Here is a 23,046-nt window from a genome sequence, read left to right as displayed (position 1 = left end):
CCCACTTTGTCACTTCTGCACCTTCCCAGAGACAGGGGTCCAGGTCAGTCCTGGAGGTAAAGGCTCCTGAATTTTGGCGTTCAAGACCTCGGGGTCCTCTCCAATCCTCTCCGCGTGGAACAAAAGGAGGGACGAGTCGAGCAGTTTTGCCCGATACCGGGTCTTTGTGGCGGCCTCCCAGAGCCTTCCCTCCTCATCTGCGAGCGCTTTCAACGTCGTCGCGAGGAGTTTTTTGCTTGGCATAGTGAAAGCGAAATTGCTCTTTAGGAGCAATTCGACCCCTTTCTGCGTAATGAACACTTGACCGCCTCCGACCCAAATACCGTCTGGGGTTGACGCTGTTGTTCCACAGAGCGTCGAAACCAGGGAATCGAGGATCGCACCGCCCGTCCTCGACCCTCCTCGGAGGTGAACGTGGTGGCTGCTTTCCCAACCTGGGACAATGAACCGGGACCCCCGCGTTACCTGCCGGGTATCCCGGAGCCAGAGGAGGTGCTCAGCAATCCGGTCTCCGGTGACCCAGTCCTCTGTGAAGGCACGTCCTCCCTGCTGCTCCAACCACTCAGCAGCGTCCCGAGGAGCCTCGATGTGGCCGATACGTTCAACCACAGCGTCGTAACTCTCCCGGTTCAACTCTTCGTAGAGACGGAGGGCTTCACCATCGTTGGCGGTGATCAGGAACCGGAGGGCACCGCTGACCGCCTGAGACGGGAGGAACTTACGACGTAGGGTGAAGCTGCTGTTGCCGACCATCTGCCGCAGGATGATGGACGGGTCCTGAGCAGCGAACCGGTCGTGCGGGATCTTCTCGTCCGCCCAGACCAGAGGCACCTTGGCCAACTGGTCGTTGAACGAGGCCGTGAAGTCTGCCCAGGTTGCAGGCTTGGAACCCCACAGTGACGCCACACCGGAGGCGAGCATGCCCTTGCCGATGGACTTAGGACCCTCGATGTAGAGGGCACATGTTGGCCACGTGAGGTCGGTGACGGTGGCCAACCAGTCGAGCAAGCGGTCCGAGTTGGCCCCACCGAGCTTGTTGAGCCACTCCTGCACGTCGGCATCGTGCTTCGGCCCGATGTCCTCGCGTAGGGTGCAGATGCCCTCGACCACCTGATCGGTAGCAGGGTTGTACCAGATGCCCTGCTCTCCGATGCGCGCGACGACGGACGCGACGATACGCGCGTGCATCTCCAGGAACGCGGCGATGGGTATCTTCTTGCCCTTGGGCGTGTAGGACATGTCGTGCAGGTTCGGGCTCACCTGCCGGAGCGCGACGTAGACCTGCTCGCGGGGGATGGGACCGAAGTATTCGCCCGTGTCCTCCATCAGCACATAGTGAGCGGACTCCTTGATGAGCACGAGACGCTGTTGGACGTCGTCGCTGACCGGGTTGTAGGAGGGACTGGGGGATTTAGCTGCTGTTGCTGTTTGGGTTCCTCCAGTCCCTTCTCCTTTTCCCTGGATTCCGAGTTCGTTGAGCGGATCAGGGCTCTCTTCCTTCTCCGGGGCGGCGGGGCCTTGGACGTGTTGCCGGGTCTGTTGTCGGAGCTTGTTGAAGAGACTCTGGCGCACACCTTCGTTCTCCAACCGCTCTGCCTTCTGCCGAGCGGCCACCCACCGGCACACATCCCAGAGCGCCTGGAGCCCTGGCGCATCGGAGGAGGTGTCTGCGAGGACAGCAGGAGCTACGAGCCGGTACAGACGTTGAGGGTCTTCGCACCGGAGGGTTGCCGCGAGGAAGCTCACACAGGCGACAATGCTGTGGTGCCGCTCGCCCGGTGTTCCGAGAGGGCGTGCCTCCGTGAGTTTGTCGTACCAGGAGGAGTCTTTCACCGCACTGTACGCCTTCTTGGCGTAGACGTCTCGTTTAGGGTCGAATTCCGGGGCCGTTCGAGGCCATTGATCTGGGTCCGCGCCTTCCGGGACGATGTGAGGCGCAGAGGCGGGGTCCTCGGGAGGGGTCCATATGATCGCCTGCTGGTGACCTACTTCGCAGCAGGGGAGGTCGAGATCGACACCGTCGCGACGCACTCGGGGGAGACGGTAGTGGCGAGACCACTCGACGGAGCATTGGTCGGCGTCGATGGAGAAGTCCATCGCGAGCATGGAGAGGAACTGAGTTGACCACGAGCGCCAGTGCTTGGCCTTCACGGGGTCTACTAACCTCCATACTAGGCGCATGCCTGCGCGCGTTGCATACCAGTAGCAGTTTGTCGAGAGATTCCCAGGTAGCTTGGCGAGCAGGCCCTCGCAGAAGGCTTTAGCGACCTCCGCAGAGTCCCAGGACTGGTGACCAGGGTTGTCGATATCCACCCACACCGACCCCATCTTGACAGCGTCTTGATTCTGTGCAGTGCCCGTGAGCCGAGGCATAGCCGCGGCCTTGAAACCTTCAATGAAATAGGGGGCGATTAACGCGTCGTACTGATACCGCTGACTGAAGAGGTCGTCGAAGGGGACCCTATGCCCGAGCGACCTCTTGATTTGCCTCACCCCATCGGCGTCCCCGGCTTCCTGGGCAGCTTTGAAGTCCTCTCGGCACTTCTTAACGCTGCTCCACCCGATGATCTTGTACCCGCGATATACATGCCCGTGATCAACCATTTTGCCCCATTTCTAACACTAGCCCCGTACTTGCCATCATTTGTAAAGTGAGTGTTGACGTATTCGTAAGGAGATGCAAAATAGCACCACGATTTCGAAACGTGCAAGAGGCAAGTTTAACATGACACCGGACACAGCTTCCGAGTATGAGCAGTGGATCTCTGCGAGCCAGACCAAGAAGGCAAAACGCTGCCTTAGAGAGTGGTACTACGACAAGGTCATGCGGCTTGTGCCCATCGACGAGTCGCCCGCTCTTGTGTTGGGTAAGCAGCACTCGACCCAGGTCGAAGAGTACCTGGAGGGCAAACGGTCGCGGGCCGATTGTATGGAATTGGTGAGCATCGGCATCGACGCCGGATTGCTACCCAACCCCCAGACCGCGCTCCTCGACCACGACTACTTTGTCGAGGTCGAGTGCAGGACCTCCCTCTCCCGCATGTTCGACCACGTCGGACTGTCGTACAATCCAGTGTTCGACAGCTATGGCTACGTGGGGTTCATTGACTTGCTCGACTACTCCCTGAGTGAGCAGATGATCCGAGACCATAAGACGCGCGCCAGCGCTCGATGGGCTCTCGGGGAGAAGCAGTTGCGCGAGGACATTCAGATGGGCCTCTATGCCACGTACGCTGACGCAGGACTACTGCCCGGCGCGTGGGAACCAACAGGCTCCGTGAAGGTTCAGCACATCAACTACCTGAAGCGAGGGAACACGGATGCGTTCAAACGCCGAGCGTTTACCACGGAGTCGCGCCTCTCGCGCCTGGACATGACCTCAGTAATGACCGAGGTGCAGCGGCAGGCGTACCGCATCATCGACGCACGTGGGAGCGATGTAATCCCCGACGGTGACCCCACGTTCAAGGCGTGCGACAAGTTCGGCGGCTGCGCCCACCAGCAGCATTGCGAATGGTACCAGGACAAGAAGAGAGCCGGACCCTTCGCAGGTATTGAGGCGGCCTCTGCCGCCAAGCCCTCACCAACAGCAGCAGCATCCCCCTTTGGAGACACAACAACCATGACCACTCCCGACGACAACGACTTCTTCAACGAAATCTTCGGCGATACCCCGGACCCGACGGCAGGGCTCCCAGAAGACACGGGCGTCCTGACAAAAGACGACTCCGACGAGCAACCGCTGACGGTCGGAGTCCTCCCACCGGAGGCGGAGGCCGAGTTCGATGAGATGGTCGCCGCGACCGACCCGGAGGCCAACACGGTGGCCATTGCCGCGCAGCAGCAGGGAGAGCTTCAGCCGGAGACCCCGGAGGATGCTGCTCTGCCCGCTGCTCAAGGGGCGCAACAGTACGAGTCGGAGTGGTTCGAGTGCGATACCCTCCCGCCGGAGTTGCCCAACACCGATTCCACGGAATCCATCTTCGACGGAGTTGAAATCCCCCCGCCCGACTGGACCGGCTACCCGACTCGTTGGGTCGCACGCATCGAAGGGGCGAACACCGCCTTCGGCTCCGTCATCACGAAGGAGGTCGCAGCGACGTGGGGAGAGGAGCAGTTCCTTGCCCTCAAGCTGGAGGGCATCGGCAAGGGCACCATCAAGAAGATCATGGAGAAGCTGGCAGAGGAGGTCCCGAGCACCTCCGAAGTGCCCCACTCCCCGCCGCCTGCGACCTCTCCGGCTCCTGCTGTCGCTCCTCCGAAGGCACCGAAGGCCCCCGCTCCTCCGAAGGGGCTCCCGCCCCACACGCCGACGCAGGTGAGCGACGCTCTCCGCACGCACGGGTACATCCTCCTGCTCGACGCGGACATGACCACGGACCTCTCCGGCTCGTTCCAGACCATCCGGCTGGAGCGTCTCGCCTGGGCAGCGGGGGAGGAGGCCAGCGCCGAGTTGGGCACGCACTACACGCTGCCCCGCTACAACAAGGGGTTCATGAAGGCGGCGGACCTGCTCATTCCGAAGATCGCGGCGGCATGTGAAGACGCCTTCGCCGCGCAGAAGATTCCCGTCGTCCAGGCCAACTCCGCGAATGGCCAGCGACTCTACCAGTGGGTCGAGAACTTTCTCCTGGCCCACGCCCGCACCATCATCCGAGGCTGAACCATGACCTTCGACCCCAAGAATCGGTCCAGTGGTGATTCGATGACTGTCAAACGTTCGGATCTGGGCGAGTACTGGGCCGGGTTGGCGTCGGGCGTGATTGTTGGGGCGTCTCTGGCGGTCTTTCTGTTCGTTCTGCTTGATTCGTCACTCCCAGACCCGCCGCCATGCAAGGTGGATCAGTTGTGGCCGAAAGCGTGCGAGGTGAGACGATGAAAGATTCACGCGCGAAGGTCCACGTTCAGTTCGACACGGATCGGCTGGTGTCCAAAATGGATGAGTTCGGCTACCGATGCGACATGCGCGCCGTGGTCATCGTCGAGTTCTGGGCCATGATGGCGGGGGCGTTGCCGTTTGGGTGGCGAGTTTGTGAAAGCCGGCACTATGGCGGGTTTGTGTACGCATCCGGCCCAGGATGGGAGAGTGTGCCGTCCAGGCAGACGTGCGCCGATATGTGGTGGGGCGATGTCTGGGCGATGGAGTACGCCGAGCGGCCAAGGCTAGAAGAATGACGCGGCACGCTATGATCACAGCAGAGGGCGAAAACCGAATCCGGCTCGTGCTCAAGACGGAGAACCTGATGACAGACAAGAAGAACACAAAGACCGTGTGGCTTACCCCGGAAGCCCAGACAGCCCTAAAGGCAGAAGCCGAGCGCCGTGGGGTGACACAGGGAGACCTGCTCGCCGCGCTCATCCGCGAGAACTGCGCAGATGCCTTCGCAAAGCTGCACGCGAGGGGTGTCAGATAGGTGGTACCCGCGAAGCCCACAGCCAAGCGTCCGAAGACCGCGCCTGACGCGACTCAGGCCCGTGCTCCGCGCCCAGGCAAGCCGCTACCGACCCGGAAGAAGGTCAAGAAGGCCCCGGACGCGACGAAGAAGCACAAGCGGAGCGAGATCCAACGCATCCTCGCCCTGCCCAAGGACAACGGCCACGTCCCGGACCTGACGGTGAAGCTACGTCGCCCAGGCGGGCAGATGAAGCTCTTCCCCATCCAGAACTCCGCGCTCTGGCACGCGCACAAGGCCAAGGGCCTGTTGGGGCTCATCTCAGTTGGTAGCGGCAAGACGCTGATTTCGGTCCTGCTCCCAAGGGTCCTGGGCGCGCGACGGCCTGTGCTCCTGGTCCCCGCTGCGATGAGGGACCAGTTCCAGGACATGTGGGACGAGTACAATCAGCACTTCTACATCTCGAAGCTGAGAGTCATCTCGTACGCGGAGTTGTCGAATCCCAAGAATCGGGAGATGCTCCTGGAGTACAAGCCCGACCTCATCATTGCGGACGAGGCCCACTACCTCAGACACAGGCACTCCGCCCGCACCCGTCGGGTCATTGAGTACCTGAAGTCGAACCCGGCTTGTAAGTTCTGCGCCATGAGCGGAACCCTGACCAACCGCTCGGTCGTTGATTACGCGCACCTCGCGTCGATGTCACTGCGCGGAGGCTCCCCGATTCCGCGAGACTGGATGACGCTCAACGCGTTCGCCAATATCCTGGATTCGACGACGAAGGGCTCCAAGAACGACTGGGGTCTTTTCGCGCCGTTCTTCAAGGGTATCGCGGGAACCAAGGCGAAGTTCTCCGAAGAGAACGCGCGCAAGGCATTCCGCTATCGCCTTGTCAAGACCTCCGGTGTTGTCGCTACCAAGAAGAAGGACATCGGCTCAACGCTCTACATTCACGAGCGGCACATCCCGACGCCTCCGAAGGTGCAGTCGCTTATTCAGAAGCTCCAGATGACCTGGGTTGCTCCTAACGGAGATGAGATCAGCGACCCGATGGCCCTGGCACGCATCGGCAGGCAACTATCACAAGGGTTCTACTACGAGTGGGAGTGGCCCAACGGCCAGCCGGACTATGTCTGGCTGAAGGCCCGGAAGATGTGGAACCGAGTGGTCCGCAAGTACCTGATGAACAACAACCTCGGGCTGGACTCCCCGCTCTTGGTTCGCAACGCCATCATCGACGGTAGGATCAAGAACGAGGTCGCCAAGAAGGCGTGGTTGGCATGGGAAGCGGTACGTGACCGCCCGGAGCCCCCGACCATCGCTCGGTGGGTTGACCCTTTCCTGGTGAAGGACGCGGTGGCATGGGCGCGGTGGACCCGCAGCCAGCATCCCAACGAGGGGGTCATCCTCTGGTACGATTCGCATGCCATCGAGGACGCGCTCAGGAAGGCGGGAATCCGGTGCTACGGCGCGGGGGACGAGATTCCACGGAATCCGACTGCGCCCAGCGTCATCGGGGCATCCATCGCCGTCCACGGTACGGGCAAGAACCTCCAGGCGTACGCGAATCAGACCATCCTCGCGCCACCTGCCTCGGGGGCTGCGTGGGAGCAGCTTCTTGGACGTACCCATCGGACAGGCCAGATGTCGGACGAGGTCCACGCGACGGTGTACCGGCACACGTTCTTCTTCAACAAGGCGTTGGAGAACGCCATCCGGGACGCGAAGTACATCTTCCAGACACAGGGACAGAAGCAGAAGCTCGCCTACGCCGTGTGGACCAAGGGTGGGTCCAAGAAGGCAGTGGCGAGGGCGAAGCAGAAGCAACAACAGGGCAAGAATAAATGAGCAATAAGAAGGGACTTGACATTCTGGAGAAATGGCCAGGGCTGAGGCGAATCACCCTGCACGATGGGGACTACGGCTTTGTCGTCAACCTGAGGTCAGGCACCGCGCTGATAACCCGGCAGGACCAGCCGATTCTGTGTCTCAAGCTCCCGGCAGTGCAGAGCTTGATATCGAGGCTGGAGGTCGTGGAGCAGGTGCTCGCACATCCCGACCCCGATTCCGTGGAATCCGCTCCATCTCCCGCCCCAGCTATCCCCGCCCCAGCTATCCCCGCCCCTGGCGAACTTGCCACTCTGCCCAATGACCCGGACCTGGGACCCTCGCAGGAGCCATTGAACACCTGTGTGACGGTGACGGGGGACAAAATCGACCTCACCACCCTGAGACCCGGCGACCGCATCGAGTGGGAAGCCTATGCCCGTCGGAAACAAGCAGGTCCGAACGCCGGGAAGCTCCGCAGTGGGGCAACACCCCATAAGGGGACGGTCGTCGCGACCAACACCCCAGGAGAGACGTGGCAGCAAGCCTGGAAGATGGTGTGGGCACCAGGATATCGCTGCGTGCGCGGACTCACAGGCTCCGTCAGCATCTACACGCCTAGCGAGCCGGGGGTAGAGCACATCAACCCCAAGGCTAGCTTCTGCTCGTGGAGCGAGTCGAAAGCAGGTGCCATCGTCCGACGAGAGGACGGTGTCTACAGTAGTGCCCGAGACTTCACGGTACGCGCGGTGTGGAGGCAAGCGGGACCAAAGACCTGGATGATGGTCTGGAGGCGAGAAGATGTCCGATTCTGAGAAAGTCAAGAAGTTCCATGATGCCCAGCCCTTCGAACATCGAGGGGCCTATATCTGGCAGTGTCACACCGAAGGCTTTCTGGACCTCTACTGGTGCATCGAGGTAGGCACGGGCCGGAAGCGGTGGATTAGGACCAGTCGCGGGCTGATTCGCCGTTTCAATTCCGTGGAATCTGCGATGCAGTTCGTTGACCACGCCCAGGACGGCGGTGAAGCTCCGAAAGAGGTCACACCTCCGGCAGATGGCTGGGAACTGCTGGGGAAGATGGCAGGCGAGGTCATCCGCCGCCGTTGGGACCGCGCTGTGGAACGGTCCAACCGCCGACGGCGGGCACAGGATGCCCGCACCCGCCGCAAGGGGCCTCCTCGATGAGCAGCAAACCAGATGGCAGATCGGTACGTCCGACTGCTGTAGAGTGGGAAGGGGCCTTGGAGGTTATCCTGTCCGCGACCACCGATTATCCGAATGCGGCAGGGGTCCAAAACAAGGCTCTGGACTACCTTAGAGGGCTCAACACCCACAGGATCCCAAAGGCTCTCCAGAGCAGTGTAACAAAGGTGTTGACAGACACGTAATCCTGTCTCTAAAGTCGTCCCTGCTCTTGGTGCTCGGAACGGACATTCCGGCACCGTCATAACGAAAACGAATAACCAATACAGGAGAGCACCTATGTCCGCATTCGATGGCATCGATGATGTCACAGTTTCCGAGTCCCTGCCCTACATTGAGCCGGGGAACTACGTCCTATCCGTTGACCGCATGCTGGTCGGCACCTCGTCTCGCAAGGGAAAGGGGGACTTCTTCGTCTCCGAGTTCACGGTCGAGTCGTCTACCCGTGCCGACCGTCCTCCGGGGACCCGGATGGGTTGGCCCCTCTTCTTCAACAAGGGCGAGATCACGCTCGTCAACATCAAGGCGATGGTGGCAGCGGTGGCTCAAGTGGCCCACGAGAAGATCACGAAGAAGGTCATGGACACCGCCGTCGAGGGTGACGGCACACGTCTCGCGACCAAGAAGGTTGTCTGTCAGGCCACGGCCTCGGAGACGAGGGACGGACGTCCGTTCACGAAGATGACGTGGAGCCACTACACGGAAGGTCAGTCCTTCGAGCCGCAGGCGGTCGTCACTACGACGAGCGCCGGGAGCCGGTACGAGGTCGCACCCGCGGAATCGGACGGCAGCTTCTCGGACGACGAGATCCCGTTCTAGGACTCAGGCCCACCCCGGCCTGCCCCAGGCTCCCGGCCCCTTAACGTCGTCCCCCCGCGACGGGGGCCGGGAGTTCGCCTGCCCCCACCTTTGAGGCAACCCTTGGTGAGCGGAACCCGCTACGTCGTTTTTGACACAGAGACGCACCTAGTAACCCATACCCTCAAGGCACCCCCCATTGTGTCCCTCGCCGCCTGGGCGTCGGACGGATCAACGGGGGGTATCTCGTTGTGGCTACGGGAAGAGGGGCTAGACCATCTGGAAGGGTGGCTACGCGAGCCGGACGTGGTGTTCATTGGGGCGAATATCGCCTTCGACATGACGTGCGCCTGTGCCGCTCGCCCGAGCCTGCTCCCGTTGGTGGTGCAGTGCTACGAGGCGGGTCGGGTACAGGACGTGCAGGTCATGGCCCGGTTGCTTCAGATCGGGAAGGGAATACCCCGCCAGAAGGTAGGGTTGGCCAAGCTAGTGGAACGGCACCTCGGCAAGGACGTGAGCCACTGGAAAGAAGGCGACGTCTGGCGTCTGAAGTACAGCCAACTAGACGGGGTACCGCTCGGAGTCTGGCCCTCGGACGCTCGTGAGTACGCGATGTTGGACGTGGAGTGGGCCAGGGACGTTTACCGGGAAATCCTGAAGAAGCTCACCCGGCAGATGAAAACCGCCCGGATGCGGTGTGCCCAGTACATGGTACGCACGCGGGACGAGGAGCCGAATCTCATTGCCGAGATTGAGCACCAGACCCGCGCGGACTTTGTCCTGCACCAGTTGCACGTGACCGGGGTGCGTACAGAGCGCCCTCGGGTCAGAGCACTGAGGGAGAAAACGCAGGAGGAGTTCGCCAATTACCGGGAAATCGCGAAGCAACACGGGCTCGTTCGCCCGAACGGCTCCAAGAACGAGGCGGAGATCCGGGACCAGTTGTCCGCCTACATCGTGAAGAAGGGGGCCAAACACCTCGTTGAGACCACGAAGGGCGGCAAGCTCTCTATCAAGAGCAAGATCCTGAAGCTCTGTACGGACCATGCAGGGCTGGTGGCCCTGGGGCAGTCCGGGAAATCGGAGAAGCTGCTGACGGCCTTTCTGGACCCTCTGATGGACCTGCCGACAAACACGGTCCACAGCCGGTACAACGTCCTCGTCGATTCAGGACGCACGAGCGCCTTTGGCCCGAACGTGCAGCAGGTCAGCCGCGACGGAGGTCTGCGCGAGTGCTATGTCGCTCGCCCAGGCTGCGTGTTCATAGGGTCGGACTACGACACCCTGGAGATGAGGTCTCTAGCTCAGGTTGCCTTCCGACGCTTCGGCGCAAGCGACATGCGCGACGCGCTCATCGAGGGTAAGGACCTACACCTGGACTTCGCCGCCGAACTGATGGCCATCTCCTACCTGGAGGCCCAGCGGTTGAAGGATGCCGACGACGCCACCGTGAAGGAGCGTAGGCAGTTCGCGAAGGTAGGCGACTTCGGCTTCCCCGGTGGTTTAGGGATCCGTACGTTCGTCGAGTACGCGGCCAACTTCGGCGTCTTCATTACGGAGGCGGAGGCCCAGGACCTCAAGCAACGGTTCCTGAAGAAGTGGCGCGAGATGCGTCTTTACTTCCAGGACGCGAGCAACGCGTCGAAGACCGAGCCGCGGCAGTTGAAGATCGTCCAGGGCCTTGGGCGCGTGCGTGGCAACATCACGTACACCCGGTTCTGCAACACGTGGTTCCAAGGGCTCGCCGCAGACGGCGCGAAGGAAGCTCTGTGGGAGGTCCAGAAGGCGTGTTGGGACCCGGAGAGCCCGCTCTATGGGAGTCGCATTGTGTTGTTCATCCATGACGAGATCATCATCGAAACCAGGGAATCGTCGAAGCGCTGGACTCTCCAGCAAAAAGGCGAGGAGCTTGACCGCTGCATGACCCGCGGCATGGCGAAGTGGATCCCTGATGTGCCCATCACGAGCGAGTACGTCCTCATGCGGCGGTGGAGCAAGGACGCGAGCAACAAGAAGATGGAGGTGTGGGATGACCAGCAAGCAGCGTGAGAAGTAGAGAAGACCCCTGCGGACCTTGATTCCCCGAAATCCGCGTGTGACACTCTCTACTCCTCCAACCCCAACGTAGCGCATGTCTGACGACCTTATCATCGGAGTCGATGTATCGGCTCACCAGACCCCTAACGAGATCGATTGGGAAGCCTTTCGAGCCGCAGGAGTGCGCTACGCCATCCTGAAGGCCGCCGAAGGCATCGGAGGTGCGCTATACAAGGCTGACCAGCACGCATCGCGCGCAGAGGCCGCAGGAGTGCTCCTGGGCTACTACGCGTTCATGCGCCCCAGGCTCCCGAAATACAATGCGGAGCTAGCGCAGGGCGACGACGTGAGGGCTGCTGCGAGAGGTCAGGCAGAGCAATTTCTCGACAACGTGAGTGCGCTACCCTACCCCGCAATGGGGCTCTGGGCAGACCTGGAAGTCCTGGACCCGAAAAAGCGCCTCACAGCGCATCAACTAGCGGATTTTCTGGAAGAATTCTGTGTTAGGTGCGCTACGGTAGGCTACCCTGTAGGCATCTACTCGGGGTACTACTTCCTGCGTGACGAGATCACACCAGATGCGCTACGCGAGCGAGGTCTGGAGAGGTTTCCGTTGTGGATTCCCTGGTATCACGGTTCAGCGACGGGCCCAAAGCGCATCCCCGAGCCTTGGTCAGAGTGGTCGATCCACCAGTGGACCGAGAAGGGCAAATTGCCGGGGTACAAAGGCCCTATAGACCTGAATGTCGCAAGACGAAAATCTGTTACGAAAATCCTGAAATCCCACCCAGGAGCGCGGATTTTGCCCGATTGGGCACAGGACTTGCTAATACCCGCCGTCTAGCACGACCCACTTTGCAATACCGATGCCATGCAGGACATCCTGCTGGAATTTCTTGGAATTGGGGAAGTCAATCCGGGCAAGCTCCTGTGCGGTGAGCTTGCTTCGAATGCGCTCTGCCATGATGGCCTCCGGCACCTGACCCTTCCAGGTAGATGCGGGGGGGTTCATCACTGAGCAAAGCCCCTTAGCGCAGTTGGTCGCGAGAATCCCGGCAACCCAGGCACCACACATCCCGATTTCGATGAGGTCGTTTGGGTCTACGGGGCTGTGAGGGTAGCTCCTCTGCATTTCCACAGCGACCACGTCGGCGCGGTTACGCTTGTCGATGATCGCGAGGGTCTGGAGGGCGAGCTTGTGCCAGAGTTCGGCCCCGCGGCGGGGGCCCGTCGCAGGACGCCGTATGAAGCCTCCTTGGATGGTTTCAGCCGTCATAGCGTCTACGACACCGAATCCGATGCCTTTGATACCAGGATCGATGCCGATGACGGTGTAGCTCAAACCCCGTCCTCAGGGCTGTCTGGGACGATGTCGCTTTCAGGATCATGATCTAGGTCATGATCTGGGTCATGATCAGAATCGATGTCCGATTCCTCGGAATCCTCCTCAGAACCCTCATCGCCCTCATCGCCCTCATCGCCATCATCAGCACCATCAAAGCCTAGCTCGCCGTCTTCGTCCTCGTCGAACACTGGGATATCGTTGTCGAAGCTGGCCCCATCGCCATGTTCCTCGATGTCGAGACCCAGGGACTTCGCGAACCTTGCATCCATGGCATCGGGGTCCTCGATGGCGTCCTCCCAATCGCGAGAGGTATAGAGCCCCTCGTCGTCCATCTCCAGTTCGGAGGCGGGGAGTAGCTCTGTCGAGAACTTAGCCCCAGGCTCGTAGATGCTGTCAGCATCGTCCGGGGGGTCGAACCACGGGATGAAGGCGTAGGAGTTCAGACCGACTGCGATTTCTTTCGGGTTCATGTCCCGCATTTCGCGCGAGATAATGCGCGAGTGTGTGTTCTCGCAGTGCGCGACAATCCACCAAGCCCAGCAGCCCGAAGGCTCAATGCCGTGATGCTTGTCGAGGGACTTCTGAATGCGGTGAAGCTCAGCGACAAGCGCGCTTACAGAAGTCCCATTCCCGTGAATTGCGATGAAGACAGGGAGCGGGGTCTTCGTGATCACCCAGACGTTCGCTGGACGACTGTCGTTAGGCTCCAGTTGGATGTCATCGAACGGGTAGGCTCCGACCCTGTAGAGAACGTCCAACAGGATGGGGTTTAGCCTACGCATCAGACCCCTCGACGTCAGCAGCAGCAGCAGCAGGTTCATACGCGCGCCGAGGAGCGACCTCGACCACAGGGAAGTCGTCCAAAGGCTCAAGCGAGACGCCCGATACGTCCTCTAACGCAGCCATTTCCGAGTCCTCCGCGCCGCCTCTCTTCTGCTGTTGGATGTCGTTCCAGTCCGCGAAGAGTTCCTGCCCGGTTTCACCGAGTTCGGTAAGGATGGCACTCTTCCATGTGGGGATCTTCTCCGGGGGGACAAGGAACATCATAGTCTCAGGCAACCAACCGGTAAGAGCACCGGAAGCGCGGATGAATACGATGCGGTTACCAGTGTGCTTCAGCACCAGCTTGGCACCGAAGTCGCCTAGAGCGGCGAAGCTCACCTCAGACTTGACGACGTCGGGAGGAGTGAAGGAGGTTTCCTGGTCGTCCAGGTACTGCTCCACGTGCCAATTCCAGCAGTCACGCAGCGCCGCGCCGATAAGGGCTGCGACGCGCTGCATCTCAGCTTGGAAATAGGCTTCCTGCTGGTCAGGTGTCATCTTTGTTGCCATTGCCCTAGGGCCTCGTTCTGGGGGGAGGAAGTTGTCGGGAGAGATTGACATGGGTTGCCAGAAATGTAAACTGATTCCTGACAATCCGAGTTCCCGGAGCAGTTGAGCAGGTGCTATTTCCTGTGCTATTCTGTGGATTTAACCAGCAAACCCCCAGGTTAGACGCATGAGCCGAGGCGAGAATCACCAACACCCCATCCTCTCATGGTACGACTACGACGAAGTCCATCGGATTGAGATCCGGCAGGGCGACCGTAAGATCGACCGCTTCTACGGGTACGAGACGGAGGAGGACGTGAAGCGACAGCTTCGGGCCAACGGCCATTCCGGGGAATTCGAGGTCATTGGCATCGACGAGCGAGGTAACTACCTCCCGAGCAGAGGGGAGATTGTGGCCGCGATGCCAGGACGCGCGATGGCAGGGCTGCTCGCACGTACGTCGCACTACCGCAGCAGCGGTACAGAGGAGGCAGGTGGCGCAATGCCCGCCAAGCTCTTGGAGCACGACGCCGAGCGCCAGAGGCAAGTTGCCCGAGAGCGAGACGCTATGCTCCGTCGCCAGGAGGAAATCTACGAGGAGCGTCTGGAAGAGCGGGAGGAGTCGGCGGAAGAGCGGGTCCGTATCGCGGAGGAGGCCGCGGAAGAACGTATCCGGCTAGCTGAGGAGCGTGCCGCACGTATCGAGGAGGAGTCCCGCGCGCAAGTTGAGAGTCTGCGGGACCAGAGCACCACCATGCTCGACAAGCTCCAAGGGGTGTTCGACGACCGCAACGCCTCGACAGAACACTACAGCCAGATGCAACAGAGCATCCTGTCCACCACTCTCACGGCCCAGGTCAAGCAGGCCCAAGCGGATGCTCAGACATGGCGTGAGAAGTACGACATAGCCCAGACACAGTACGACCGCCTCCGCAACGAGACCTATCAGGACAAGGAGGCGCTCCGTTCGGAGTTGGAGCGCGACCGCACCCGCCTACGCGAGCGGTACGAGGACCTGGAGCGGGATACTCGTACCCGTTGGGAGACAGAAGAGCGGCGACTCACAAGCGAGCACCGGCAGAAGCTGGAACGCCTGGAAGAGAAGCTGGAGGACATCCGGGACGAGCGGGACGACCTCAAGGACCAAAATCGTATGCTGGAGTCCAAGGTCAACGAGGTGACTATCCTTGCCCAGATGCTCAAGCCGGAGGATGCCGAGGGCGGGCTCTCGCAGGAGATCAAGGACTTGAAGGCCATCCTCCCGCTCGCGAAGGAGATAGGGGCCGACCCCAACGCTTTAATGCGCGACCGTTTGGGGATGCCAGAGCCAGAGACTCCAGAGCCGGAGGAGAAGAAGTCTTCCCTCGACAAACTCGTAGAAGGGCTCCTACCCAATCTCTTGGGGGGAGGGCTCCTGACAGGAGGGGGAGGCGGCAGCAGCAGCAGTGGTCCGAGCGGCTCCGAAGAAGAGGACGAAGGACGTGTCCAGGGACTAACTTTGGAGCCCATCTAGGGGCAACCGACCTCTGACTAGGTGGAAACGGGAGGGAAGGGGGATTGTGACAATCAAGCGGGGCTGATAACTAGGAATCGGAGTTAAAAGACCCCCCTTCTTGTAGCTCTTTGCACACCCTCTCCTGAAGCCAGCCGATGAGATCAATGCCTCACAAGTTCGCCGACGCCGCGATGACCCCAGAGGAGCACGTCAAGACGGCGAATGAGATGGCCTACCGCTTCGCGGCAGACGCCCCTATCAGGGGACTGGCAATGGCCATCATTGGCGACACCGACAACATCTTCCGAGACGGTCCGAGCCGTATCGCTCACTGGATCACGGAGAATGTCCGGTACGGTCAAGAAAGCCCCGGTATCGAGATCCTTCAGGGCCCCTACACGACGCTCCCTCCGGGACTGGTCATTGGTGACTTCCGCTTCGGAGGCATCGGTGTAGGTGACTGCGATGACCTCGCGCTCCTATTCGCCACCCTGTGCCGAGCCGCGGGATTGAACGGCTTCTTTGCAGGGGTGTGTACGGAGCCTTTCCAAGGCTCCTTTGTCCACGCGATCGGCTACTGTGCCGATGACGAGTGCTTCTACGAGTTGTCTAAGGACGAGCCGTACGGGGGGATTCCCAACAAGCCCGTGCAGATGAAGGGTGTTCCCGTTGGACAAGCTGCGTTCATCTGGGACCCGGCGCTCATGAGGTGGCAGAAGTTCACCAATAACCCCAGCAACCCGGCGCAGACCTACTCCATTGGCAGCGGCGGGATGTACGACAACAGCCGAATGAGCGGGACCGACCCGTTCGCCCTCCGCGCGCGAATGGCGAGCGGCATCCAGGTAGGGGCCCCCAACTCGTTGAATGCACCTTACGTGCCGATTTCGATGGGAGCGTCCCGTCAGATGGGTTCGACACGCGGCGCAACCAAGACGGGCGCGCTCAAGTACCTGACGGGGGAGGCGGGGGTTGACGCCCGTGCCGCTTCTGGGGAATCGACCACGAACAGCGGCAAATTCATCGACGAAGTGGCAGCGGTCAACGAGGCGATGTACGAGTTCGGTCAAGAGGTCGGCTACGGAGGCTCGACTGCCAATGGAGGCGACCGTCTCTTTTCCGAGGGGATCACGGGGATCCAGAACATCCGAGACATCCGGGAAGAGCAGCAGGCCGCAGGGCTCTCGGGCACTGAGTCTGCCCCTACTCTCATCCAGAACGGTGTCGTCACAGGCGCGGGCATCTACGCCAACTATACGGGCAACAACGCAGCGGGCAGGGTCGCTAAGTCGGGACTAGCCATTTATGGCTCAACGGCGGCCATCGCCTCATCGACCGTTGGAGCACTCTCGACCACGGGAGCCATCACGGCTGCGGCAGCAACTGCGGCAATCCCGGTCGTCAACGTCGTGGTTGCAGCCGCCGTCGCCATTGCTTGCACACTGACAGCAGTGTTCCGCTCGCGTCGGAAGAGTCGCGAGGCTGAGCGGGAGTCCCTCAACGCCAACCAGCGTCTCAAGGTATTCTGCCAGGAGATTTGCGGGGACCCTCGAAGCTCCCTGGACGCGGCTCTCCAGAACATCTGGCTCTACCAGCGGATTCAGGAGTTCGTCACCATCACGTCAGGCAACTACGGCGCGACTCGCGGGACCCCGAGCAGGGGCCCATGGAGATGTGCTGTACGGACTACCTCGTACCAGAACCACCTGAACGTGGTGCAGACATCGAGTGGCCCGACCCTGAAGAGCATGTACAACTGGGGCTTCGGTTCGCGCGAATACACGGAAATCGGATTCGCTCGCAGTTCGTTTGGCTTCATGGACGGCTGCCGGTACACGAAGGGCATCAACTATACCTGCGGCACGCAGGTGACACCGACGCTCCGCATCGTCCAAGAGGGCAGCGAGCAGATCGACATGCTCATCCGCATGGTGAACGATATCAGCAACGCGTGCATCGCAGGAGGGCACTGTGCAGCCTCCGGCGCACGTCTCCGAGAGTTCAAGCTCGGACTGACCCTCTCGGTCATGGCTCAGGTCATCACACTCCGCATCTCGACGGTGAAGCAACGCTACGACCCCGGTCGCCGCGAGGCTGTGAGAACGGTATCTGTCGAGAACGGAAGGATGGGCGGTCTGCACCAGACCCAGAACGCCCTGCCCATCGACGTCAACCGTTTCTGGTGGGGCTTCCAGGAGACCTTTGGTGTGGACCGCGAGTCAGCAGTCCGCCCAGTGGAGACCTACTTCGGAGCCCCCTTCGGGACCTTCGACGACGGCCTGATGCGGTATCAGGCGGGTCTTCCCACCAACTTCCCCATCTTTGACGCGGCTGACCAGCAGTCGCCCGATTGGTCGGAGAGCACCCCAGGCGGAGACGGCGGCTACGGCGGTTCCGGGGAATCCGGCTCCGCCGCAGGAACTGGCCTCGCAGTTGCTGCTGGCCTCGGTGCCATTTACCTCCTCAACAAGTAGGACCATGAGCCTCGTCGATAACATTTCCGAGATTGAAGCATTCAGGGCAGAGCGCGTTCAGGTTGCCATTTGGCAGATCCATCCTGACCCTTCGGGCCTCGTCATGGACGCCCAAGGCGGGCTAACCGCGGCTGAGCGCGACCGCATCTCTGCGGACAAGTTCCGTTCTGGACCGACGCTTCTCCAGGACTGGACCGAGATCGTCACCTCCCCCGATGCGCGGGCGCGGAACGATTACACGGGGGACATCTACCGCACTCCCGAGAAGGCGTGGGTCCTAGGGCCTCACATCGACTCCGAGAGATGGCGAGACATGGTAGGAGGCTATCTCCTAGTAGCCCGTTACCCGGACGGACAGCGCTACGTCACCTACCTACCGCTGTACTGGCGAAACCTTGTCCTCAACGGGCAGGACGGCCTACACATCCGGTGGTGCTCGACGCAGATCCCGAGCATTACGGAACTGGACCTTCTTCCACCGGAGTCAGCGTTCTGGGGAACCCACCGATTCACAGGCATGTGGCTAGCAGGAGGCAACCGAGGTCGGTGGGGGTACGGGACTGAGTTCTTTGGGGGCCTCGTGAGCCCGCGTGATATCTCCCAGAATTTCCGCCACTTCGTAGGTGACCAGTGGTACCGCCCAGGGACCCAAGGGCCTATCGCAGGTGTCCCAACGGGCGAGGATCTTCAGGCGGCAGGCGTCGGCCTCCGGCAGCACCGAGTCGAAGGCGTCGCGGTCTACGCACCGGACTTCTCTACGGGAGTAGGGGGCAGTCTCCTTCGCGGAGACGTTGCACTTAGGACGTTGCAGGACCTGGGCAGCGAGACGGCTCGCCGAATCCTGGGAATTGGCAACGCTATCGACCTCTCCTGGTGGACCGAGGGGGCTTTCGACCCCCCGACTTTGGATTGGAATCCTGGGCCGGCGACCGATCCCGAGCCGGATGTCACCTATGTCCCCCCGCCAGCCTATAACCCCCCTGGGGACATTGTCCCGGAGGCAGGTGACGAGGTTGAAGGCGAGCCAGGAGACGGAGACACAGGCAGGGGCGTCGGACTCGCTGTCGCTGGTATTGCAGCCGCCGCATTGCTCTTGGGAGGAAAGAAGTGAACCTGACCCCCTGGCTAGTGGCTGGTGCCGCGTACATGATCCTCAAGTCAGACCGCGGCGCGCGTGCAGATAACGCGTTCCACACCGTGACCTCTGCTGATGACCTCCCGCCCCACGCTCCTGTTGGGGCGGCGGTGGTAGGCGTCGGACAAGACACCCTCGTATTTGCGGGGCAGGGGAACAGCGTCGCTACGCTTATTGACGAGCGAGGCGACGCCTACGAGGCCATCGTCGATAAGGACGGGAGTGTCTGGGTAAAGGTCGAGGAAACGTCCCCTGATGAGTTCGCCCAGTCTGATGCTCCTTACACCATCTCCATGGGCCGCACACGGACCGAGTTCACGGCCAAGTCCCCGACTCGCCGCGGGCGGGATATGCGGGACGTCTCGATTCAGTCGAACTACCCCGAGGTCAACGACTGTGCTGCCGCAGGGCAGGCGGTAGCAGACTGGCGCTGGCGTAAGGTCGATGGAAAGACCAGACGCAAAGACCAGAAGGCCCCCATCACTGTCTCCAACGCCGCAGCGATCCTCGCCAGCACTCCGTGCGAGGTCTACAAGAAGGTGGCCTACGAAGAGATGGACCCCGAAGCGGCAATCGCCGAGCTTGACTCGTTTTACGAGGAATCGGGGTTTGACACACCGGGCTTCGACCTCGACGATGAGGGAGAGGTCATTCTGGAGACAGACTCCACATACACCCGCCGCAGACGGTACGACTCATGATCGGCAAGCTCTTCAATTACTTTCTCGTCGCCAGCACCGGGTACGCCGTTGCGAAGCTCCAGGAAGCCCGACGTACGCCTGAGGGCTACGTCTGTCTTCAGATCGTTCAGGACACCCGCGGGTTGCCTGACGAGGTCCTAGGACGCCTGGAGGGCGCTTTGAACCGAGGGGCCCGCCTCTTGGTCGGGCGCGTGGACGACATCATCACGGTCGTGGCCCAGGAGCCTGATGGCACTCTTGGCGAGTTCGTCGAGTACGTGGCCGAGATTGAGGACGCGCTACCTCCGACAGGAGATTTCGTCATTGACGGAGTGACGGGCGACATCATTGACGAGGTAGCCTGATGGCAACACGAAGAAGAACCACCCGCCGACGGCGTGCTCGACGAGAACTGACCGGAACCTTCGATGTCACGGACCAGGGGAGTGTCTTGCTCGATTTACCGAGGTATGGGCGGGTCGAGCTTTCGGAGCCCCAGATTTTCATGCTGATGCTCTTCGCCAAGGCAACGAACACCGGCAAGGAATTCCGTGAGGGCTATGTCGAGAGAGAGCCTGGAGCAACTCAGACTTTCCAAGCTCTCGTTCGAAGGGGCTTGATCACAAGCACAGGTGAGTCCAAAGACCGGCTCAAGGGAATCGTCAGCGCCAAGGGCGAGTACACAGAGATGGCCCTTCGTCAAGTATTCCCTGAATTCACCAAAAGACTCTGATGGCAACACGACGCAAGAAGAAGCTCTCCAAGTCGCTCCAGCGTAGAGCGGGCATCTCGGTAGCCGACGAGGCGTACGAGGCCCTACATTGGGGCACGCCGCCCATCCAGACCGAGGACATTCTCATTCTGGACCAACAGAAGGCGGTTCCGGTCGCTGAGTGCGTGGCGTGTTCGTACGTGACCGTGAAGGACGGAGTGCCCGCCATCTGGCGTCACGATTTCAAGCGGATCGGAGGCCGTGGGCCCTTCTTACTAGAGGTCCCGGAACGAGCTTCGAAGGACGCGACCCACCGGACGGTCAAGGTCGCCAACCCGTCGGACATGATCGCTCTAGGACGTCTCATCGACCTGGAGCTACTCGACCTCGACGGCAACCCCATGACGGTCTACACGCCGTTCATGTGGGTCTGTACCACGACCGAGTGCCTCAAACCCGCGGGGGGGCCAGTGCTCCTAGGCAGCCGCTTCGAAGTCCCTTACGGCATCGAGCACCGCCGCGGAGCCCCTTACATCAACGAGCGAGGCATCGTAGACTGATGAATATCTTTGAAAAAGTAGATGTATGGTATCAGGTTTCCGGGGACGTAGGTGCGTCTACCTACGGCGTGACGCTTGCTCGGATGGATGACGGAGGCAATGTGGAGCTTCTGGAGATCCAACCTGTCCGAGAGTTCGTCGGAGACAGAGATGCTCGCGAGGTAGGGTACCCTTACTGGAGCAAAGAAGCCTACCTGTGGGCTGATGATGAACGGGAGGACTTCAACGCAGCCAATCTGGAGGAGCTTCTCTTTGAAGGGAGGGTGCCCTGGGAAGAGGGGAGGTCCGGGTGGTCCAAGGACGTCCTCCCCGGAGGTTCGGTCCGAGGTATTGAATGGTGGACCCCACAGGGGCACTCATGGCGCTCTGAGGACGCTGAGTTCCGAAGGGAGATCCTAGGGGACTGATGGACATCACGCTCACACCGAAGCAGCGAGACATCCTTGTCGTCCTGCACCGAGCCCACCCTTCACCGGGGGAGGCCGGGAGCCGTGGGGACAAGACGAGCTTCGTGGCCCTGGAGAAGAAGGGGCTGCTGAGTATCGACTCTCGTGAGGGACGCTGGCGGGTAAGCCTGACAGACCTCGGTATCCCGGTGGCCGCAGCCCTGGCCAAGAGACCAAAACAACAGGAACTCCCACTCTTGGCACCGGAAGAGGTGATCGAGCCCCGAGAGCCCAGAGTCACCCCGAAGCCGATTACGGGGAAACAGCGTCCCAAGCCTCCGCAGACTCGCCTCGACCAGAAGAAGGACATCATCGAGCGCGCGTTCCAGAACGCAGGACGTTCGAACATGCTCTTGGACGAGGCCGAGGCAGGTATCCTGGCGATGGTTGGGTTCTACGACAATACTCAGCACCGCCCGGAAGCCGAGAGGAAGACAGGCGCACGCACCCGCATCCCTTCCAAGGGGCCCGAGCAACCTGACGTGTCGAAGTTCTCGGCTCGCCAGAAGAAGGCCCTGAAGTCCCTCAAGAAGCTGGGACTCGTGGAGGTGGACCGGATAATCAGGCGGACCCGGAAGGGGTACTCACGACCCATACCAGGGACGAGCACCGTTCGTATTACGCCGACAGGGAGGGTCTTTGTCAGACACTTCCTCCCTGAGCAGTACCGCGAGGGCACCACCTTCGACGTGCCCTTCAGCCAGCTTCCCGGCCCCCGGCTCGCCCTCGGAAGGTGCGTCCGGCGAGGAAGCGAAAGCGAAGGCGGTGAGGCCCGGCCTCGTCATCCTGGGCGGCTTCGTCCTGGGAGCTATGCTGGCGAAGTCGAAGCGGGGCGAGGCAGCGGTGAGGCTACCCGTAGACCCTTACGATTGCCGCTGGGACGACTTCCCTGAGCAGGTGCCCCCGACGGTCCGGGAGGGCTATCTCGCGCTGCGTCCGTATGTGGGCCTCATCGAGCGGCTCGTAGGCCCGGTGGAGATCACCTCCTGGTGGCGTCCCCGTGGATGCAACAGCAGGGTCGGCGGGGCAGAGGCGTCTCGTCACCTGGAAGGCTGGGCCGTGGACATGCGCCTGCGCGATGACCAGTCCGAGCGGTTGCTGTGGCAGATCGAGATGGTCGGAGGCAGCGCGAAGGGCTGGGGAGATTACGTGCGACGGGAGATCGCCACTTCCCGAAAAGTGGGGTTCCGCATGTACCCCTCGGGCAACATCCACATCGACCTCGGGTGCCCGGAATCCTCGCCCCTGTGCCGCCCCCGGTCAGCGGACTGGTTGGACATCGCATGAGGGAGCTTCTCGCCATCGGTGTCGGCCTTGGTGCCGCGCTCCTGCTGACCCGACGAAGGGGTCCTACGCACCAGCCCCCTGAGACGTGTGAGTATCGCACGTATACCTGGAGCACGCGCGAGGGACGTGCCGTAGATCGACGCACGGTCGACAAGCCGTACTCTCAGGTGGCAGGGGACGAACGCAGCCCGGTCGACCCCCGCTGCACCATGTGCGAAGGGGACCAGACCTGGGTGGAGCTTCCGGGGGTCCCCCCGTTCCAGGTGTGCTGGGCCTACGCCGCAGACATCGAGAGCGCCCTGCTCCGGGCCATGCAACGCGGAGCGGTCATCGAGGAGGT

The 23,046-nt window shown here is 61.3% G+C and carries 23 protein-coding genes; 19 read left to right on the top strand and 4 right to left on the bottom strand.

The features are described from left to right. Positions 1-9: 9 nt before the first annotated feature. Positions 10-2,604 (bottom strand): hypothetical protein, encoded by a 2,595-nt coding sequence (locus K0U62_11580; protein ID MCH9802152.1) that lies wholly within the window; start codon positions 2,602-2,604, stop codon positions 10-12. Between the two features lie 121 nt (positions 2,605-2,725). Between K0U62_11580 and K0U62_11575 the strand changes: the two genes are divergently transcribed. The 9 genes from K0U62_11575 (at position 2,726) to K0U62_11535 (ending at position 12,105) form a co-directional block, all read left to right on the top strand. Then, complete coding sequence (locus tag K0U62_11575) at positions 2,726-4,663, top strand: PD-(D/E)XK nuclease family protein (protein MCH9802151.1); 1,938 nt, start codon at positions 2,726-2,728, stop codon at positions 4,661-4,663. 212 nt (positions 4,664-4,875) lie between these two features. After that, entirely contained in the window at positions 4,876-5,175 is a 300-nt protein-coding gene (locus K0U62_11570) for a hypothetical protein (protein ID MCH9802150.1), read from the top strand. Beyond that, positions 5,172-5,414, top strand: a complete 243-nt coding sequence (locus K0U62_11565) for a hypothetical protein (GenBank protein ID MCH9802149.1) — start codon at positions 5,172-5,174, stop codon at positions 5,412-5,414. Before K0U62_11570 ends, K0U62_11565 begins: the two co-directional genes overlap by 4 nt. Further along, entirely contained in the window at positions 5,415-7,241 is a 1,827-nt protein-coding gene (locus K0U62_11560; GenBank protein MCH9802148.1) for a hypothetical protein, read from the top strand. It abuts the gene before it with no gap. After that, positions 7,238-8,035, top strand: coding sequence for a hypothetical protein (locus K0U62_11555; protein ID MCH9802147.1), 798 nt, complete (start codon positions 7,238-7,240; stop codon positions 8,033-8,035). Before K0U62_11560 ends, K0U62_11555 begins: the two co-directional genes overlap by 4 nt. Continuing rightward, the gene (locus K0U62_11550; protein MCH9802146.1) at positions 8,022-8,408 is read left to right on the top strand and encodes a hypothetical protein; all 387 of its coding nucleotides are present in this window, start codon (positions 8,022-8,024) and stop codon (positions 8,406-8,408) included. Before K0U62_11555 ends, K0U62_11550 begins: the two co-directional genes overlap by 14 nt. A 297-nt stretch (positions 8,409-8,705) precedes the next feature. After that, positions 8,706-9,245 carry a hypothetical protein gene (locus K0U62_11545; protein ID MCH9802145.1) on the top strand — a complete coding sequence of 180 codons (540 nt, stop codon included), beginning with the start codon at positions 8,706-8,708 and terminating at the stop codon, positions 9,243-9,245. Between the two features lie 105 nt (positions 9,246-9,350). Then, a complete protein-coding gene (locus tag K0U62_11540) occupies positions 9,351-11,273 on the top strand; it encodes a hypothetical protein (protein ID MCH9802144.1) in 1,923 nt (640 codons plus the stop codon). Between the two features lie 82 nt (positions 11,274-11,355). Continuing rightward, positions 11,356-12,105 (top strand): glycoside hydrolase family 25 protein, encoded by a 750-nt coding sequence (locus tag K0U62_11535; GenBank protein MCH9802143.1) that lies wholly within the window; start codon positions 11,356-11,358, stop codon positions 12,103-12,105. On the opposite strand, the gene K0U62_11530 is transcribed toward K0U62_11535, so the two are convergent. Genes K0U62_11530 through K0U62_11520 form a run of 3 tightly spaced genes read right to left on the bottom strand, consistent with a single transcriptional unit; the run spans position 12,088 to position 13,938 of the window. Then, entirely contained in the window at positions 12,088-12,603 is a 516-nt protein-coding gene (locus K0U62_11530; protein ID MCH9802142.1) for a hypothetical protein, read from the bottom strand. The two genes, K0U62_11535 and K0U62_11530, sit on opposite strands and share 18 nt — an antisense overlap. Then, complete coding sequence (locus K0U62_11525) at positions 12,600-13,427, bottom strand: hypothetical protein (GenBank protein ID MCH9802141.1); 828 nt, start codon at positions 13,425-13,427, stop codon at positions 12,600-12,602. Before K0U62_11525 ends, K0U62_11530 begins: the two co-directional genes overlap by 4 nt. Then, complete coding sequence (locus tag K0U62_11520; GenBank protein MCH9802140.1) at positions 13,381-13,938, bottom strand: hypothetical protein; 558 nt, start codon at positions 13,936-13,938, stop codon at positions 13,381-13,383. Before K0U62_11520 ends, K0U62_11525 begins: the two co-directional genes overlap by 47 nt. Before the next feature lie 166 nt (positions 13,939-14,104). On the opposite strand from K0U62_11520, the gene K0U62_11515 reads away from it, so the two are divergent. The 10 genes from K0U62_11515 to K0U62_11470 all read left to right on the top strand — a co-directional run bounded on the left by K0U62_11515 (position 14,105) and on the right by K0U62_11470 (position 22,706). Further along, positions 14,105-15,430 carry a hypothetical protein gene (locus K0U62_11515; GenBank protein ID MCH9802139.1) on the top strand — a complete coding sequence of 442 codons (1,326 nt, stop codon included), beginning with the start codon at positions 14,105-14,107 and terminating at the stop codon, positions 15,428-15,430. 137 nt (positions 15,431-15,567) lie between these two features. Next, positions 15,568-17,886: a transglutaminase domain-containing protein gene (locus K0U62_11510; protein ID MCH9802138.1), complete on the top strand. Its 2,319-nt coding sequence runs from the start codon at positions 15,568-15,570 to the stop codon at positions 17,884-17,886. A 4-nt stretch (positions 17,887-17,890) separates the two neighbouring features. Then, positions 17,891-18,997, top strand: coding sequence for a hypothetical protein (locus tag K0U62_11505; protein ID MCH9802137.1), 1,107 nt, complete (start codon positions 17,891-17,893; stop codon positions 18,995-18,997). Further along, positions 18,994-19,722 (top strand): hypothetical protein, encoded by a 729-nt coding sequence (locus K0U62_11500; GenBank protein MCH9802136.1) that lies wholly within the window; start codon positions 18,994-18,996, stop codon positions 19,720-19,722. The genes K0U62_11505 and K0U62_11500 overlap by 4 nt, the downstream gene beginning before the upstream one ends. Next, positions 19,719-20,066 (top strand): hypothetical protein, encoded by a 348-nt coding sequence (locus tag K0U62_11495; GenBank protein MCH9802135.1) that lies wholly within the window; start codon positions 19,719-19,721, stop codon positions 20,064-20,066. The genes K0U62_11500 and K0U62_11495 overlap by 4 nt, the downstream gene beginning before the upstream one ends. Continuing rightward, positions 20,066-20,434: a hypothetical protein gene (locus K0U62_11490; protein ID MCH9802134.1), complete on the top strand. Its 369-nt coding sequence runs from the start codon at positions 20,066-20,068 to the stop codon at positions 20,432-20,434. The genes K0U62_11495 and K0U62_11490 overlap by 1 nt, the downstream gene beginning before the upstream one ends. Further along, positions 20,434-20,973, top strand: a complete 540-nt coding sequence (locus K0U62_11485; GenBank protein ID MCH9802133.1) for a hypothetical protein — start codon at positions 20,434-20,436, stop codon at positions 20,971-20,973. The genes K0U62_11490 and K0U62_11485 overlap by 1 nt, the downstream gene beginning before the upstream one ends. Continuing rightward, positions 20,973-21,380, top strand: coding sequence for a hypothetical protein (locus tag K0U62_11480; protein ID MCH9802132.1), 408 nt, complete (start codon positions 20,973-20,975; stop codon positions 21,378-21,380). Before K0U62_11485 ends, K0U62_11480 begins: the two co-directional genes overlap by 1 nt. Further along, a complete protein-coding gene (locus tag K0U62_11475; GenBank protein ID MCH9802131.1) occupies positions 21,380-22,312 on the top strand; it encodes a hypothetical protein in 933 nt (310 codons plus the stop codon). The genes K0U62_11480 and K0U62_11475 overlap by 1 nt, the downstream gene beginning before the upstream one ends. Then, positions 22,263-22,706 carry a hypothetical protein gene (locus K0U62_11470; GenBank protein MCH9802130.1) on the top strand — a complete coding sequence of 148 codons (444 nt, stop codon included), beginning with the start codon at positions 22,263-22,265 and terminating at the stop codon, positions 22,704-22,706. The genes K0U62_11475 and K0U62_11470 overlap by 50 nt, the downstream gene beginning before the upstream one ends. Positions 22,707-23,046: the final 340 nt, after the last annotated feature.

This window comes from Actinomycetes bacterium (assembly GCA_022599915.1).
Lineage (GTDB): Bacteria > Actinomycetota > Actinomycetes > S36-B12.
The sequence above is the reverse complement of the archived record's forward strand: the minus strand, read 5'-3'. Positions and strand labels throughout refer to the sequence as shown.